Source organism: Roseibium sp. M-1, assembly GCF_054515675.1.
In genome coordinates, this window is the sequence record NZ_JBTNQU010000002.1 from 179,903 (window position 1) to 193,797 (window position 13,895).

The window sequence follows — 13,895 nt, forward strand, 5'->3', positions numbered from 1 at the left end:
CTACGCAATAATACGGGAACATGAAGTCGGATCCATGGGAGGAGAACGTCATGAGAAATCCCACGAACGAAGAACCAGTTACCCTGGAAAAACTCGGGGAGCGGATCACACTGAACGCTTATCCGTATTTCGCTGCAATTTCTAAGGGGATCGTCGGCGCTCTCCTCGTTATCGCAATCTATCAGCTAGTGCATTTATCCGGGCTAGTAAATGAGCGGGTTCTACCTTCCGTAACGCTCGTGCTCTCGGAAATACTTAATTTGGCACATTCCACAGACTTTCATTTGGCGGTGCTGCAATCGATTGGACCCGCCTTGTTGGGGCTGGCGATCGCCTGTCTCATCGCCATTCCCCTAGGATTGCTTCTCGGAACAAGCCCTGTCGCAAATCAGTCGACACGTGGTTTGATCGACTTGATGCGGTCGCTTCCCGCAACTGCCCTGATACCAGTCTTCATATTCACGATTGGCGTTGGATTGCAGATGCAGCTTGCTTTGGTCATCTATGTGACCACCTGGCCAATCCTGTTCAACACAATCTATGGCATTGCTTCCGTCGACAAGGTCGCGATTGAAAGCGCCCGCACTTGCCGTGTGAACGGATTCCGCCTTTGGTGGCGTGTGATGTTGCCGTCTTCAGCACCTATTGTCGTCACAGGTGTACGATACGCGCTGCCAATCTCTGTCGTCATCGTTATTGCCTCCGAGATTGTCATCGGAAGCCCGCAGGGCATTGGAGGCTATCTCCTTGTGCAGCAGGCAAATGTTGAATATCAGCCGCACGTTATCTACGCCATCTTGCTCGCAGCCGGGATCGTAGGGTTTTGCATGAACCTGATCGCGGATGCCTTCGCCGATCGCCTCGTGGGTTGGGATACGCGAAAGGGAGAGGCATCATGACAAATATCAACTCAATCGACGTTCCGGCTATTATAGGCAGTCCAGCAGGACGAGTTGCAGCATTCGTTTTCAACTTCTTGAAGGGCTTCTTCCTGAAGTTCGGGCTGATCATCGCAATCGTTGCCCTCTGGGAGCTCGCACTTCACGACAATGCGACATTCCACTTTCATCCGCCGTCTGCAATTTTCGCAAAATTCAAGGAGCTCTGGTTCTCTGGGCCCACAAGCTCCTTCTTCGTCACGCCAGCCTTTTGGGCTGACGTTGTACCAAGTGTTTCCCGAGCCCTCGGAGGATGGGCCTTGGGCGGCACGATCGGCATCATCGTGGGCCTTGTTGCCGGAAGCAACGCGGCGGCGCGAGCTTATATCGAACCGGTCGTAAGCTATCTGCGCTCCATACCCAAAGCAGCCTTGATCCCGACGTTTCTGATCGTATTTGGTGCCACCGATACGACCAGGATCCTCGCTATTTCCTTCGCGACAGTTTGGCTCGTTCTATTGAACACGATGCAGGGGGTCCGATCATTGGATCCGGTAATGCGCCAAACTGGTGAGGCGTTCAAAGTTCCACGCTGGAAACAGTTTACCCACATCGTCCTGCCTGCGGCGTCGCCGAAAATTATTGCCGGGCTGCGCGTAACCCTGTCGCTTTCGCTGATCATCATGCTCGTTTCTGAATGGGTGCTGTCGAGCAGTGGCATTGGGTATTTTTTGATTAACAGCCAGCAGAACTACGACGTTGTCGAAATGTGGGCAGCACTCCTTCTGATCGCATTGATTGGCTACGTGCTCAACACCGGCTTCCTGATGATCGAAAAACGACTTCTTGGATGGCACCGGGGTGCCCACGGACAAAGAAAGTAACGAACCCATGCAGTATCACGCAAACTGGAACATGAAAGCTGCCGTGAAAGCGGATCCGATTCTGTCAATTAAGGATCTCGGCAAGACTTATGGACAAGGCAAAAATGCCTTTGTTGCAGTCGACAACCTTTCGCTTGATGTTCGATCGGGCGAGTTCGTCTGTATTCTTGGACCGTCCGGCTGCGGAAAAAGCACGCTCTTGAAAATGATCTCCGGCCTGATGGCCCCAACAACGGGTTCCGTGGAGATGTTTGGAGTGGAAGTGAAGGGCGTTCCGGACAACCTAGGCGTAGTGCTGCAGGATTACAGCCGTTCGCTGTTTCCGTGGATGCGAGTACATTCAAACGTAGCCTTTGGCCTTCATTCCCTAAAGCTTGATGCCCGAGAGCGAAGGGAAAGGGTGGCAACTTCGCTGAAGTCTGTCGGACTGGCTGGCCACGAGCAAAAGTACCCTTGGGAACTATCCGGAGGCATGCAGCAACGGGTCGCGATCGCCCGGGCAATCGCCTATCGCCCCCAGGTCCTACTTATGGACGAGCCTTTTGCTTCGGTTGATGCACAAATGCGCGCCGAGCTCGAGGATCTGACCCTCGAAATTCATCGAACCTACGGCATGACAACCGTTTTCATAACACATGACATCGACGAGGCCATCTACCTTTCGAACCGCGTCCTAGTGCTGGGCACAAGGCCGGGAAGGTTGGTCGCAGAAATTCCGGTCGAATTGCCGGAAGAACGGGACCAAATCGCAACGAGAGAAATACCGGAGTTTGTGAAATTGAGAGCTGAGGCAGCACGTCTCGTCCGCGAAGCTTCGTTCGGTCGCGTGTGACTGCACGCTTGAGTGCAGGAAAAAAAGCCGATCAAGAGCCTATAATTTCCAACAAGTGGAGGACTTGGAATATGTACCAGTTTGCGAAAACAATAGTGAAATCTGGAGCTTTGGCACTATCAGCCACCGTTTTGGGATGCGCCGGAGCATACGCAGAAGGAGCGCCGGAAGTCACTGACATCCGCTTTGTCGGACTCCCATCTGCAGGCTCATCAATTGTCTGGATCGCCGCAGAACACGGATACTTCGAGGACGAAGGCATCAAATTTGAAGCACAACGCGACATGGCTGCGGGCTCCGTCACCGACAATCTATTGAGCGGATCGTCGGATGTTGTCTGGGCCGGTATTTCCGGTCTAATCCAAGCTGCTTCCAAAGGCGCTCCGGTGTCGCTGATCGCGAATGTCGACTACGACACCCGGTGGGAAATTCTTGTTCAGCCAGATCTCGCAATCGAAACACTTCAGGATCTGGGTGGTCATTCAATGGCAGTGATTTCTCCGAACACCTATTGCGTCATGGCTTTGAAAAAACTCGCGAGAGATCAAGGCCTGCCAGAAGATCACTTTAGCTTCGTCAAGTTGTCGCCCGCCGATCAGGTTGCCGCTTTCGGGGCAAAACGCGTCGATAGTGCATGCATCTTCGATCCGATGCGCAGTCAGATCCGCAAGGAGTTCGCCGGCAAAGTTATCTGGAGCAATCTTGACTCCGAAGACGATAACATCGCTCGCTCTATTGGTGGCGGTCTTGCCGTGACCACGGAGTTCGCGAACAAAAATCCCAACACTGTGGCAGCCATACAAAGGGCGATCACTCGCGCAGTCCAAGACGCCAAGGGAGACCCTGGGGCCGTTTATGAAGCCTTGGCCGAAGCAACCAAACAGGACGTTGAAAAGCTCCGTGAAATTGCGCTGCCGAGTTTCGCTTACCCTCCCTCCATGCCTGATGAAATCAACGAAATGGTCGACGTGATGTACGACTACGGCATCATTAAAGAGCGTCCGGACATGAAAAACTTCGACCGCACCGCTCAACCCAAAAATTGACTATTACTATAGAAGACGAGGGCCAGTCCATGACCGGCGGATATCCAGAAAAAACCGACCTGAACTCAAATTTTGACTACGAAGAGATTGACAGCTTGGTATGCCGCCTGGTCATGGAGACAAGGAAGTCTCAAGATCTCTCAAGTGAGGAAGAGCTCAATCTCAAGACGTTCGTGCGATACAGAGCCGCGCCTGTCCACGATCGTTCGAGTTTCCAGTCTGACAATTTTGTCGTTCATCGACGGGGAATTGTGCACCTGCCTGTCTGGGCCGGTGATCCGGCAGCGAAGTTGGATCATGCCGCTCTTGAAGGACGAGAGAACATTATCAAGGACGTTATCGCCAAAGGAGATCGCGTTTGGTGCATTTTCACAGTGCGTGCGCGTCACGTCGGATTGCTCTACGGAGTTCCGGGCACCGGCAAAATTATCGAAATGACCGAGGTATCGGTCATGCGGTTCGAAAGAGGAAAAATCGCCGAATGCTGGTTCATTGCAGACGAACTTAGCCTCTGCAATCAACTTGGTATCGGTCTTTCCCAGCCATTGCAATAATGAGCCAAGGATTGTTGTCCTTTAGTAGCCACCGGAGAACAGAGTTATGAGTGCATGCGCAACAGGTACAGTGACACTAGCTGGAATACCGGGAAGTCTCCGAAAAGGGTCGTTCAATGCAACGATTCTGCAAAATATTGAAGACTTCATTCCGGTGCGTGCATCCTTGAAAATTTTGTCGCTGAGCGACATACCGCTTTACGACGCCGATCTTGATACGGACAATCCGCCGGAAGCGGTAAGCCGTTTCCGAAGTGCTATTGCTGCGGCAGATGGCCTTATTATTGCGGCCCCTGAGTACAATTTTGGGATGCCCGGTGTGCTCAAAAACGCACTGGATTGGGCTTCCCGCCCGCATGGAAGCTCCGCCCTCGCCGGCCTTCCAGTCCTTGTTGTATCATCCTCAACCGGCGCACTTGGTGGCGTACGCGCGCATTCGCAGATCCGAGAAACACTTGCAGCAACGCGATCCCGAGTTATTCCTCGGCCCCCGGTTACAATTACCCATGTCCGATCAAAAATAGCTGAAGGCAAACTGAAAGATGAGGCAACAATCGCGTTCCTTTGTGACGCACTTGCCGATTTGATTGCCGAGATCGACTTGTTGCGGCGTGGATCGACATCGGACGCGTTTGCTGCGGAATGATATTTGACATCGGATCAAACCCGGAATGACAACACATCGCAACAGTGTGGAAAATAGAAGCCAATCTACTTTTGCGCTCTGCTATTGGATGGTGACTTTCCTCCCCGATACTGAACGCGTTAATAAAGAGATGACCCGCTGAATTCGTCTTGAGCGGCTAATCGAGTTACCGAGTATCTTAGCGCAGCTTATGCACATGTTGCCGAGGGTCTATCAGACGCCGATAACAAGCCAGTTAATTAAGCGTCCCCATATCCGACTTCTGTTACGTAGAGCGCGTTTCTGCGCACCGGACGTTTGATCGCCCAGAGCAATTCAGCCAGTTCCATTTCCCATGCTGTTCTACCGAATGTGAACCGCCGAAACCTGAAAACTGTCCCTGACACCGGCTGCCCTCAATGGATAGCTTTCAAACAGTTTCTCGATTGCGGCCGGGCTTTGGGCCTCCAGAAGAAAGAAGGAACCACGCATGGTGCTTTCATCGTCGGCCACCAGCGGTCTGGAAAGAAGCACCCTGACATCGTACCCAGCCGGGGCGGTGTCGAGAAAACGACGATGCGTTTCGAGCACTTCCAGCCGTTTCCGGAGCATGTCCGGCTCGTCGATTGCATAGACCACGAACTGCTTGGATGATGTTCCTACTCAAAGAGCAGACTGAGTGCTGGAATAAAGGTGAGAAGCAACGTGACAAATGCCATCATGAGCACAAACGGGAAGGTGCCGATGAAAATGTCGCCAAGTGTTGTGTTCCGGTCCGAAATCGTGGCTTTCACCACATAGACGGTCAGGCCGAAGGGTGGTGTCAACAATCCGATCTCCACCGCAATCACGGTGACAATTCCGAACCAGATCAAGTCGCCACCGAGACCGCTGACGATCGGCAGGGACAATGGCAGCATGATCAGCATGATTGACGTGCTGTCGAGGATCATGCCCATCAAGACCACTAGCAGCAGGTAGATCAGCATAAAGCCCATCAGCCCGAGACCGGCGTCGGAAAACAGCATGGTGATTTCCTGCGGAATGGTGGATAGCGTCAACATTCGGGAATACATTGAGGCTGCAATGATTAGAAGCAGGATCGAGACGGAGACAAGCCCGGTATCGACCAACACGCGCCAGAAACGGGGCCAGGTGAGACTGCCTTTGATGACCGCCACAATAATCGCGGCCGCGGCGCCTGCAGCCCCTGCCTCAGTCGGTGTGAAAAAACCCGAATAGATGCCGCCAAGAACGATAACCATCAGTGCGGTAATGGGCGCCAGCTTGACGGCGGCGGTCCCCCAGGTCTCCCCTTCGATAACGACGGGCCGATCGCTCTGCATCACCATTTTCGGCCGGTAGCGTGCCATTAGGTAGATGCCAACCCCATAAACCAGCGCAAGAAGAACACCGGGCACAATGGCGGCAAGGAACAGCGCGCCGACAGATTGCTCAGCAAGCACGCCGTAAATGATCAACAGCAAGCTCGGCGGTATCAACATACCCAGGACGGAGGACCCGGCGACCACGCCGAGCGCAAAGCGATTGTTGTAACCGTTGGCTACCATCTGCGGCACCGCCACCCGCGAGAAGACAGCGGCTGAGGCAATGGAAATCCCGGTGATCGAAGCAAAGACGGCATTTGCGGCAACTGTCGCCATTCCCAGACCGCCCCGAACCTTTTGAAGCAACCAGGCGGCAACCCTGTAAGCGTCGCGGCCGATATCCGCAGTATCGACGATCAGCCCCATGAGCACGAACAGCGGAACGACGCCGAACAGATAGCGGTTGATGGCACCGTCCGCGGCAAGGGCAAGCGAACGCATGGCGACATTCGGATTATCCCGAATGAGCCAGATACCCAGAAAACTCAAGAGGATCAGGACGACGGCAATATGCGCGCCGGAAAAGATCAGCAGCAACATGAAACCAATGGCAGCAATCCCGATTTCGATGCGGCCAAGATCTGCGATGAAGACGCCGTAACCAAGCACAAGAAGCAAGGCGAAGGCGATCAGGATGGGCAGCCCCTTGGGCGGAAGCGTGACCGAGTGCCGGACAGTGAGATGCTCAACACGTGACGCATTGAGAATATCCTTAATGTCACGCAGAACCTGGGTAGCAAAGGCCAGGCAGGTCAGGAGAGAACCGCCAAAAAGACAGGCCTTGATGGGCCAGACCGGAGCAGTAAAGACACCTTGAGCGCCGAAGAATTCATCCTCGACCCAAGCGTCAATCAGCTTCGGCCACGTTCCCCAGGCAATCAGGGCAAAGACAAAAAGGCCTGCAAGGTGAAAGAAGACGCGCATCGTTGCAGCAGCAAAAGGACGATGATCTTCGACACTGCCGATCAGAATATCGGTGCGGGTCATCCGACCGTTCATGAGCGTATGAGCAACTTGCAGGAAAACGATGGCGACGATGGAGTTTGCCACGATCTCGGCAACGCCTTGCACAGGTGCATTGAAGAAAGTTCGCCCGATAATGTCGGAACAAATCAGCAGCATCAGGCAAAAGATCCAGACCGAAGCTGCGGCACTGACGGCGCCGGTGAGCGAGGAAACCCCGCCCACCGTTCGGTCGACGCCATGACGGAATGCCCTTAGTGAATGGGTCACGGCGTCATCCTCCAATTATCGATTAGCCCAGTCGATGCGGGGAGACAGTTGGGCCTTCTGGACTTTGGCCATGTAGGCCTCGAGCACTTCACCCGCCCCTTTGTCCGCGTTTGCCGCGACCCAATCTTGCGCAAGGTTCGGTAGGCCTGCCGCCCAGGCTTCGATCTCACTTTCGGGCAAGGCACTCACAACTGCGCCGCTTTCAGGAAGCTTTTGAAGAAAATTCCGATATCTGCTGAGCACCTCTTGCGCATGCGCAACTGTGTATTCTTCCCCTAGTTCAGTCAGGACTTTGCGAACATCGTCAGAAAGCCCTTCCCAGACATCCTTGTTAATGCCGAAGCCACCTGTCATCTGTGCGCCGAGACCAACCAAGGTGACATGCGGGGCGACCTCCTGAAGTTTGTTCGGGACGGCACCGGTCACGATCACGACGACACCGTCGGCAACCCCTGTTTGGATCTGGTTGTAATAAGTCGGCAGCGCCCCGTTTACCGGCACCGCTCCGAGGGATTTGATCCAGTTTGCGGAGGGGCCTGGCGCGATGATCTTGCGGCCATCCAGGTCCTTCAGCGTGCTTATCGGGAAGTTCGTGAAAAGGTGATATGTCTCAACGCCGCTCGCGCCGAGGAAAACGACATTCTGGCTCTCCCAGGACTCTTTCAGCTGGGGCATTTCCCGGTGAAGCTCGTTCATGATCTTGAGCGTTTCCACAAGATCGTCAGACACGAACGGCGTAAAATAGGTCATGTTCTGGAGCGGCATTTTCGAGCCTTCCCAGAGTGTTCCAACCCATCCGGCATCCGTCAGACCGTCTCCGACCGCTTCCAGCGTGTCCTTGAAACCGTAAAGCGCACCGCCGTAGGATTCCGTCCACTCGATCCGGTCCGGTGATCCCATTTCCTCAAGGCGCTGATTGGATTCACCAACCACAAGCGTGGACAATTGTCCCACCCAGGGAAGCACCGTTGGATGGCTGGACGAGATGGTAAGCTTATAGGTTTCCGCCTGCACGGAACCGGCGACGGCGACCATGGCGAAGCCGACGGCAAGGGCGCGCAGCGCGCGAATTGAATATTTGTACCTGAATTCCATTTCACGTCCTCCTCAAGTGGTCTTCGCGGCTTCGTTGCATCCTCCTGCAGCGACACCGTACGGAGCCGGATCAGACCCGGCCCGGCCCGGCAAAAGCTTCGGACCAGGCCTTCCGTTCACAGCGTCTGGCAGACTTCTGCGTAGTCCATGCGTGGCAAGCGTCTGAAAATCTTCGACGTGTCGGCGTAGCCGAGATTGACGAGGAAGTTCGATTTGACCGAGGTTCCGTGAAAGAATTCCTCATCGACTTTGCCGTTGTCGAACCCAGACATCGCGCCGACATCCAGCCCGACGGCGCGGGCAGCGAGCATGAAATAGGCGCCTTGAAGCGTTCCATTGCGGAAGGCGTTCACCTGAGCTGCCGTCGCATTATTGCGGAAGATGTCCTGAGCGGACGGGTTGGGCGGAAACAGGCGCGGCAGTTCCTCCCAGAAGTTCAAATCATGAGCGATGATCGCGGTGACGGGGGCGGACCGCATCTTCGGACGGTTGCCCTCCATCAATGCCGGTTCCAGCCGGTCCTTGGCCTCGTCTGAGCGGATGAACAGAACCCGCATCGGCTGCTGGTTCATTGAGGTCGGTCCCATTTTGGCAATTTCGTAGAGGTCCTTCAGGGTCCCTTCCGGCACATCCCTGTCCTGCCAGCCGTAATGGGTTCGAGCTTCTGTGAAGAGCAGTCGTAGAGTGTCCTCGTCCGATTTGAGACCAGCCTGCTGAAGTGTTTTGGCAGACCGCCGGGCAATTTCATCCGCGGCCTGGTTGACGTCGGTCATTTGATTTCTCCGTTTGGATTTCACGAGGCTGGTGCAAGACCGAGAATGTCCCGGGCCTGAGCAGGCGTCGCGACCGGCCGCTCATGGGCCGCACAGACATCTGCCGTGCGTCTGACAAGGGCCGCGTTCGACGGAGCAAGCGTTGCCCGGTCAATGCGAATGTTGTCTTCCAATCCTGTGCGGGCATGGCCACCGGCGGCGATCGACCATTCGTTTAGAGTGAGCTGACTGGCGCCGATCCCGGCGGCGCACCACTGTGCAGTCGGCAAGAGCCGCTCCACTGTCCTGACATAAAAGTCAAAAACGTCCTTGTCGGCTGGCATGGCGTTTTTCACGCCCATCACGAACTGGATGTACATGTCACCGGGAATTCTGCCGTCCCTGTTCATGGCGGCTGCCTGCAGAATGTGGCTAAGATCGAAGGCCTCGATCTCCGGTTTGACACCGTGGCTTCTCATTTCACTGGCGAGCCAATCGACCAGATCCGGCGGGTTCTCGTAAACCCGGTTCGGAAAGTTGTTCGAACCGACGGAAAGAGACGCCATATCCGGCTTGAGTGGAAGCATTCCGCCGCGTTCCTGGCCGGCACCCGAGCGGCCACCGGTCGAGAACTGAACAATGATGCCCGGACAGTGCTTTACCAGCCCCTCCTTCAGCCGCGCGAATTTCTCCGGATCGGAAGACGGCGACTGGTCGTCGTTGCGCACGTGGGCGTGGCAGATCGTAGCTCCGGCCTCGAAGGCTTCCTGGGTGCTTTCAATCTGTTCGGAAACCGTGATCGGCACGGCAGGATTATGCTCCTTGCGCGGCAACGAGCCGGTGATCGCAACGCATATGATGCAAGGCTTTCCCATTTCACGCCTTCTTCGGTGCCAGAACGAAGTCGAATTCGACGTCCCAGTAGGATCTGCCATCGAAGCCGGCTGCTGAGATCTTGGCTGGATCTTCGATCTTCCTGAAATCCGCGATCAGGCTCTTCTTGACACCAAAGACGCTGTCGGAATCGATGTAGGGATCGTCCGGGTCGAAGATGTGCGTGGTGAGTTCGTCATAACCGATCTTGGAGACGATGTAATGCAGATGTGCCGGGCGGAACGGGTGGCGGCCGAGACGTTTCAGGAGGTCGCCGACAGGGCCATCCGCCGGGATCGAATAGTGCTTCGGTTTGACCGCTTTAAACCAGTATTTGCCGTCGGCGCCGGTGCGGAAGACGCCGCGCAGATTGAAATCCGGCTGGATGCCTTTTTGCTGGACGTCGTAAAAGCCCTCGTCATTGGCCTGCCAGACATCGATCTTGACGCCTTCAAGCGGCTTGCCGTCGACATCTGTCACCTTCCCCCAGACGAGCATGTCCTCGCCCTTTTCGTCGAGGCAGATGTTGTGACCCATCTCGTATTCCGGCGCGTCGCCAACGTGAAACGGACCGAGCACCGTGTTCTCCGATGCCCCACTTGGCCGACGAGAGTTCACTGCGTCAACGAGCATCGACACACCCAGAACGTCGGAAAGGAGAATGAATTCCTGGCGCCAGTCGTCGCATTTGTGGCCTGTCGCGGTCAGGAACTGAATCGCCTCAAACCATTCTTTCTGAGTAGGCTCGATCTCTTTGACTGCTTCGTGGAGCTTCCGGGTCAGGATCTCCATAACCTGTTGCAGGCGCGGACTATCGGAATTCCTGTTGCGGCCGGTGACGACTTCGGCGGAGTTTTCTTCGGTGAAATATCCGAGTTCGTGAGCTTCCATCATGGCCTCCTATCTGGCGAGAATGTTTTTGAAGACCCGGTGCAGATCATTTACCGGATCGCTGGTCAGGCCGGAACTGCGCCAGGCGACGTGCTGGTCCGGGCGCACCAGAATGCAGCCCTTGTCGCCGACTTCGCGGGCGCGGGCCCAATCGCCGGTGTGGTCGACGTATTTTCTGCGCGGGCCAATGACATAGACCGCCACGTCAAGCCCGAGTTCCGCGCCAACCGACTTGACGGCGTCTTCCCATGCTTCGCCGCCAATGCCTGTGAAGAGCGCGAACTTGCCGCCGCCGCTGAGATCGAGCGTCGAGTGCCTGTCGCCGGTCTCGTGATCGAACAGCCAGCAATGGGGGATTCGCGCGCCGGGCCAGGTCGTGGCCTGATAGTGCAGCTCCGCATCACGCTCGAAGGCAGGTTCAGGCTGTCCATCAGTGACAACGGCATTCGACTTGTAGCGCTGGTTCATTTCTACGCCATGGGCGTCGAATTCATATTTCTTGAACGCAATCGCTTTGCGGATGGTATCGCGCTGGGTTTCGGCGGCATCGGTGCTGTCACAGCGCGCCACCAGGTTCTTCTGCATGACGTCCGGATCGACTCCTTCGCCCATGCCCAAGGCCTCGAAAATAGGCCCGAATTCCGTTATCGACTTGTTGGCGCGCGTGACGATCTGCTTGGCGACCGGGGCCCGTTCTGTGCTGTAACTGTCCAGAAGCGTTTCGCCAGCTTGTCCCTTCAGGACTGCCGCGAGTTTCCAGGCGAGATTGAAGCTGTCCTGAATGGAGGTGTTGGAACCCAGACCGTTGGACGGCGGATGGCGATGGGCGGCGTCGCCCATGATGAAGACCCGGCCCTTTTGCATATGGGTCGCGTACATGTTGTTCACGGTCCAGGTGTTGGCGGACAGAAGCTCGATTTTCAGCTCCGGGTCACCCACAAGTTGGCGCGCAACGTCGGTCGCCATGGCTTCATCGACTTCAGGCGCCGGCTGGCTGATGTCGTAGCCCCAGACGATCAGCCATTCGTTCCAGGGACGCACCATGCGCACCAGGCCCATGCCGATACCTCCGACATCCGCGCCCGGCTGCATTATCCAGTAGAGAACGGATGGACGGTGCGCGACATGTTTCGAAAGATCTGCCCTGAACAGGATATTCATCGAACCGCCGACGCCCATTTTCCCTTCGAAAGGCAAACCCGCGTGCTCTGCAACAAGAGAATTACCGCCGTCCGCGCCGACAAGGTACTTTGACCGGATAGTGAATTCTTTGTTTGACAGACGGTCCAGGCAGGTCGTCGTGACACCTTCAGCGTCCTGTTCGTGCGACACATACTCGGTCGACATACGTGCCTGTGTGCCGCGTGAGCAAGCAGTCTTGAACAGAAGCGGTTCCATGAATGTCTGCGGGAGATCATTCATCATGGTTGGTGAAGCCAGCTGGTGTTCGGCCCTGGAGAGCGGGTGATTGCCCCAGCTTTTCATACGACCGATTTCTTCACCGGCCAGGCTCTCGCAGAAGACATTTTCGCCCATCAACTCTTGATGCGAGGCAAAGAGATAGGCTTCCTCTTCGACGTCGTGGCCGAGATCCCTCAGAACCTCCATGGTGCGTTGGTTGGTGATGTGCGCACGGGGGGTATTGGCAAGCCAGCGATAGCGATTGATCGCCATGTTTTCAATGCCATAGGTCGAAAGCAATGCCGCAGTTGCAGATCCTGCTGGACCAGTGCCAATGATCAGCACATCGGTTGTAAAATCAGCCATGAGGACCTCCCTTGGATGACTGTTTGAGGAAGCCGCCAGTAAGCCTGCGGCGAATAGGAAAGAGTTCGAAGCCTGTTCGGTCGGTGAACAGACCCCATAGCCCGCGTGGGGCGAACAGCATGATGAGTATGCCAAGCAGGCCGAGGACCAGCAGGTACCAGGAGCCGTAACCGGAAAGGGAATTCTGCAGGGCGAAGAAGATCAGGACGCCAAGGATCGGCCCCTCAATCGTGCCGATGCCGCCAATCACCACAATGAAGATCACGTAGGCGGTCCAGTCCAGGACCGAGAAGGCGGCATCCGGCGAAATCCGAGCCTTCTGTACGTAAATCAACGCACCGGCCAGTCCGGTGATGAAGGCCGCGCTGAGGTACACGATGATCTTGATGCGCTGCGCGTCGACGCCGATGGACCGGGCGGCATTCTGGTTGTCGCGAACCGCGGCAAGACCCAGTCCCTGACGCGATCTCAATAGTCGATAGACGACCCCGATCGTGATCACGGCGAGCCCCAGCGCCAGCCAGAAGGTGATCACGTCCATTGCGGCGGAGCTCTTGAAGCCGAAGGTATCTTGGAGAAAATCGAGGCCAAACATGTCGCGGGTGGCGCTGCGCGGCAACGAGGTGCCAGTGCCCCCGCCAAGAGCTTTCCACTGGGCAACGCTCAAGCGGACGATTTCCGCGACCACCCAGGTGCCGATGGCAAAATAGGCCCCTTGCAGGCGGAAGGTGAAATAGGCGGTCGGCACCGCCAGCAAGGCCGCTGCGGCACCACCCAGCAGGATCGAGAGCAGCGGGTCCAGATCAAGTAGAACCACCCCCGAGAACATCGCGTAGGCTCCAATGCCGACGAAGGCCTGCTGCCCTACCGACACAAGTCCTGCATAGCCAGCCAGCAGGTTCCAGCCCTGTGCCAGGACGAGCATGGTCAGGATAAAGAAGAGATCCTGGATAAAGCTGCGCGAGGCGTAGAAAGGTGCCAGCGCGAGCACGACGACGAGCGCCGCGGCGATCCCCAGAAAGCTTGTCGATGTCCGGGTTCTGGTTTCGACGGTCCAGGCAGTGTCTACGGGCATGA

14 protein-coding genes are annotated in these 13,895 nt (G+C 56.0%); 6 read left to right on the forward strand and 8 right to left on the reverse strand.

The window, feature by feature from the left end; all coding sequences use genetic code 11:
• The first annotated feature begins 50 nt into the window (after nucleotides 1-50).
• The 6 genes from ACX3M4_RS30655 (at nucleotide 51) to ACX3M4_RS30680 (ending at nucleotide 4,840) form a co-directional block, all read left to right on the forward strand.
• On the forward strand, nucleotides 51-899 hold the full coding sequence (locus ACX3M4_RS30655; RefSeq protein ID WP_459359573.1) for an ABC transporter permease: 849 nt from the start codon (nucleotides 51-53) through the stop codon (nucleotides 897-899).
• The gene (locus ACX3M4_RS30660; protein ID WP_459359574.1) at nucleotides 896-1,762 is read left to right on the forward strand and encodes an ABC transporter permease; all 867 of its coding nucleotides are present in this window, start codon (nucleotides 896-898) and stop codon (nucleotides 1,760-1,762) included. Before ACX3M4_RS30655 ends, ACX3M4_RS30660 begins: the two co-directional genes overlap by 4 nt.
• 7 nt (nucleotides 1,763-1,769) lie before the next feature.
• Nucleotides 1,770-2,594, forward strand: a complete 825-nt coding sequence (locus tag ACX3M4_RS30665) for an ABC transporter ATP-binding protein (protein WP_459359575.1) — start codon at nucleotides 1,770-1,772, stop codon at nucleotides 2,592-2,594.
• A 71-nt stretch (nucleotides 2,595-2,665) separates the two neighbouring features.
• Nucleotides 2,666-3,640, forward strand: coding sequence for an ABC transporter substrate-binding protein (locus ACX3M4_RS30670; protein ID WP_459359576.1), 975 nt, complete (start codon nucleotides 2,666-2,668; stop codon nucleotides 3,638-3,640).
• 29 nt (nucleotides 3,641-3,669) lie between these two features.
• Nucleotides 3,670-4,194, forward strand: a complete 525-nt coding sequence (locus ACX3M4_RS30675; protein WP_459359577.1) for an ester cyclase — start codon at nucleotides 3,670-3,672, stop codon at nucleotides 4,192-4,194.
• A 46-nt stretch (nucleotides 4,195-4,240) separates the two neighbouring features.
• Nucleotides 4,241-4,840 carry an NADPH-dependent FMN reductase gene (locus ACX3M4_RS30680; protein ID WP_459359578.1) on the forward strand — a complete coding sequence of 200 codons (600 nt, stop codon included), beginning with the start codon at nucleotides 4,241-4,243 and terminating at the stop codon, nucleotides 4,838-4,840.
• Nucleotides 4,841-5,182: 342 nt separating this feature from the next.
• Here ACX3M4_RS30680 and ACX3M4_RS30685 read toward each other — a convergent pair whose 3' ends face one another.
• The 8 genes from ACX3M4_RS30685 to ACX3M4_RS30720 all read right to left on the reverse strand — a co-directional run bounded on the left by ACX3M4_RS30685 (nucleotide 5,183) and on the right by ACX3M4_RS30720 (nucleotide 13,893).
• Nucleotides 5,183-5,431 (reverse strand): YciI family protein, encoded by a 249-nt coding sequence (locus ACX3M4_RS30685; protein ID WP_459359579.1) that lies wholly within the window; start codon nucleotides 5,429-5,431, stop codon nucleotides 5,183-5,185.
• A 47-nt stretch (nucleotides 5,432-5,478) separates the two neighbouring features.
• Nucleotides 5,479-7,440, reverse strand: coding sequence for a TRAP transporter large permease subunit (locus ACX3M4_RS30690; RefSeq protein WP_459359580.1), 1,962 nt, complete (start codon nucleotides 7,438-7,440; stop codon nucleotides 5,479-5,481).
• 15 nt (nucleotides 7,441-7,455) lie between these two features.
• On the reverse strand, nucleotides 7,456-8,535 hold the full coding sequence (locus ACX3M4_RS30695; protein WP_459359581.1) for a C4-dicarboxylate TRAP transporter substrate-binding protein: 1,080 nt from the start codon (nucleotides 8,533-8,535) through the stop codon (nucleotides 7,456-7,458).
• 116 nt (nucleotides 8,536-8,651) lie between these two features.
• A complete protein-coding gene (locus ACX3M4_RS30700; RefSeq protein ID WP_459359582.1) occupies nucleotides 8,652-9,308 on the reverse strand; it encodes a malonic semialdehyde reductase in 657 nt (218 codons plus the stop codon).
• A gap of 20 nt (nucleotides 9,309-9,328) precedes the next feature.
• Complete coding sequence (locus ACX3M4_RS30705; protein WP_459359583.1) at nucleotides 9,329-10,162, reverse strand: beta-keto acid cleavage family enzyme; 834 nt, start codon at nucleotides 10,160-10,162, stop codon at nucleotides 9,329-9,331.
• Between the two features lies 1 nt (nucleotide 10,163).
• On the reverse strand, nucleotides 10,164-11,054 hold the full coding sequence (locus ACX3M4_RS30710; protein ID WP_459359584.1) for an intradiol ring-cleavage dioxygenase: 891 nt from the start codon (nucleotides 11,052-11,054) through the stop codon (nucleotides 10,164-10,166).
• 6 nt (nucleotides 11,055-11,060) lie between these two features.
• Nucleotides 11,061-12,818 carry an FAD-dependent oxidoreductase gene (locus tag ACX3M4_RS30715; protein WP_459359585.1) on the reverse strand — a complete coding sequence of 586 codons (1,758 nt, stop codon included), beginning with the start codon at nucleotides 12,816-12,818 and terminating at the stop codon, nucleotides 11,061-11,063.
• Nucleotides 12,811-13,893 (reverse strand): branched-chain amino acid ABC transporter permease, encoded by a 1,083-nt coding sequence (locus ACX3M4_RS30720; protein WP_459359730.1) that lies wholly within the window; start codon nucleotides 13,891-13,893, stop codon nucleotides 12,811-12,813. Before ACX3M4_RS30720 ends, ACX3M4_RS30715 begins: the two co-directional genes overlap by 8 nt.
• Nucleotides 13,894-13,895: the final 2 nt, after the last annotated feature.

Bases quoted from the DNA above. Each gene is read 5' to 3' on its own strand.
- ACX3M4_RS30685 (WP_459359579.1), bottom strand. From the start codon at position 5,431: ATGCTCCGGAAACGGCTGGAAGTGCTCGAAACGCATCGTCGTTTTCTC.
- ACX3M4_RS30710 (WP_459359584.1), bottom strand. From the start codon at position 11,054: ATGATGGAAGCTCACGAACTCGGATATTTCACCGAAGAAAACTCCGCC.
- ACX3M4_RS30700 (WP_459359582.1), bottom strand. From the start codon at position 9,308: ATGACCGACGTCAACCAGGCCGCGGATGAAATTGCCCGGCGGTCTGCC.
- ACX3M4_RS30715 (WP_459359585.1), bottom strand. From the start codon at position 12,818: ATGGCTGATTTTACAACCGATGTGCTGATCATTGGCACTGGTCCAGCA.
- ACX3M4_RS30655 (WP_459359573.1), top strand. From the start codon at position 51: ATGAGAAATCCCACGAACGAAGAACCAGTTACCCTGGAAAAACTCGGG.
- ACX3M4_RS30665 (WP_459359575.1), top strand. From the start codon at position 1,770: ATGCAGTATCACGCAAACTGGAACATGAAAGCTGCCGTGAAAGCGGAT.
- ACX3M4_RS30720 (WP_459359730.1), bottom strand. From the start codon at position 13,893: ATGCCCGTAGACACTGCCTGGACCGTCGAAACCAGAACCCGGACATCG.
- ACX3M4_RS30670 (WP_459359576.1), top strand. From the start codon at position 2,666: ATGTACCAGTTTGCGAAAACAATAGTGAAATCTGGAGCTTTGGCACTA.
- ACX3M4_RS30695 (WP_459359581.1), bottom strand. From the start codon at position 8,535: ATGGAATTCAGGTACAAATATTCAATTCGCGCGCTGCGCGCCCTTGCC.
- ACX3M4_RS30675 (WP_459359577.1), top strand. From the start codon at position 3,670: ATGACCGGCGGATATCCAGAAAAAACCGACCTGAACTCAAATTTTGAC.
- ACX3M4_RS30705 (WP_459359583.1), bottom strand. From the start codon at position 10,162: ATGGGAAAGCCTTGCATCATATGCGTTGCGATCACCGGCTCGTTGCCG.
- ACX3M4_RS30680 (WP_459359578.1), top strand. From the start codon at position 4,241: ATGAGTGCATGCGCAACAGGTACAGTGACACTAGCTGGAATACCGGGA.
- ACX3M4_RS30660 (WP_459359574.1), top strand. From the start codon at position 896: ATGACAAATATCAACTCAATCGACGTTCCGGCTATTATAGGCAGTCCA.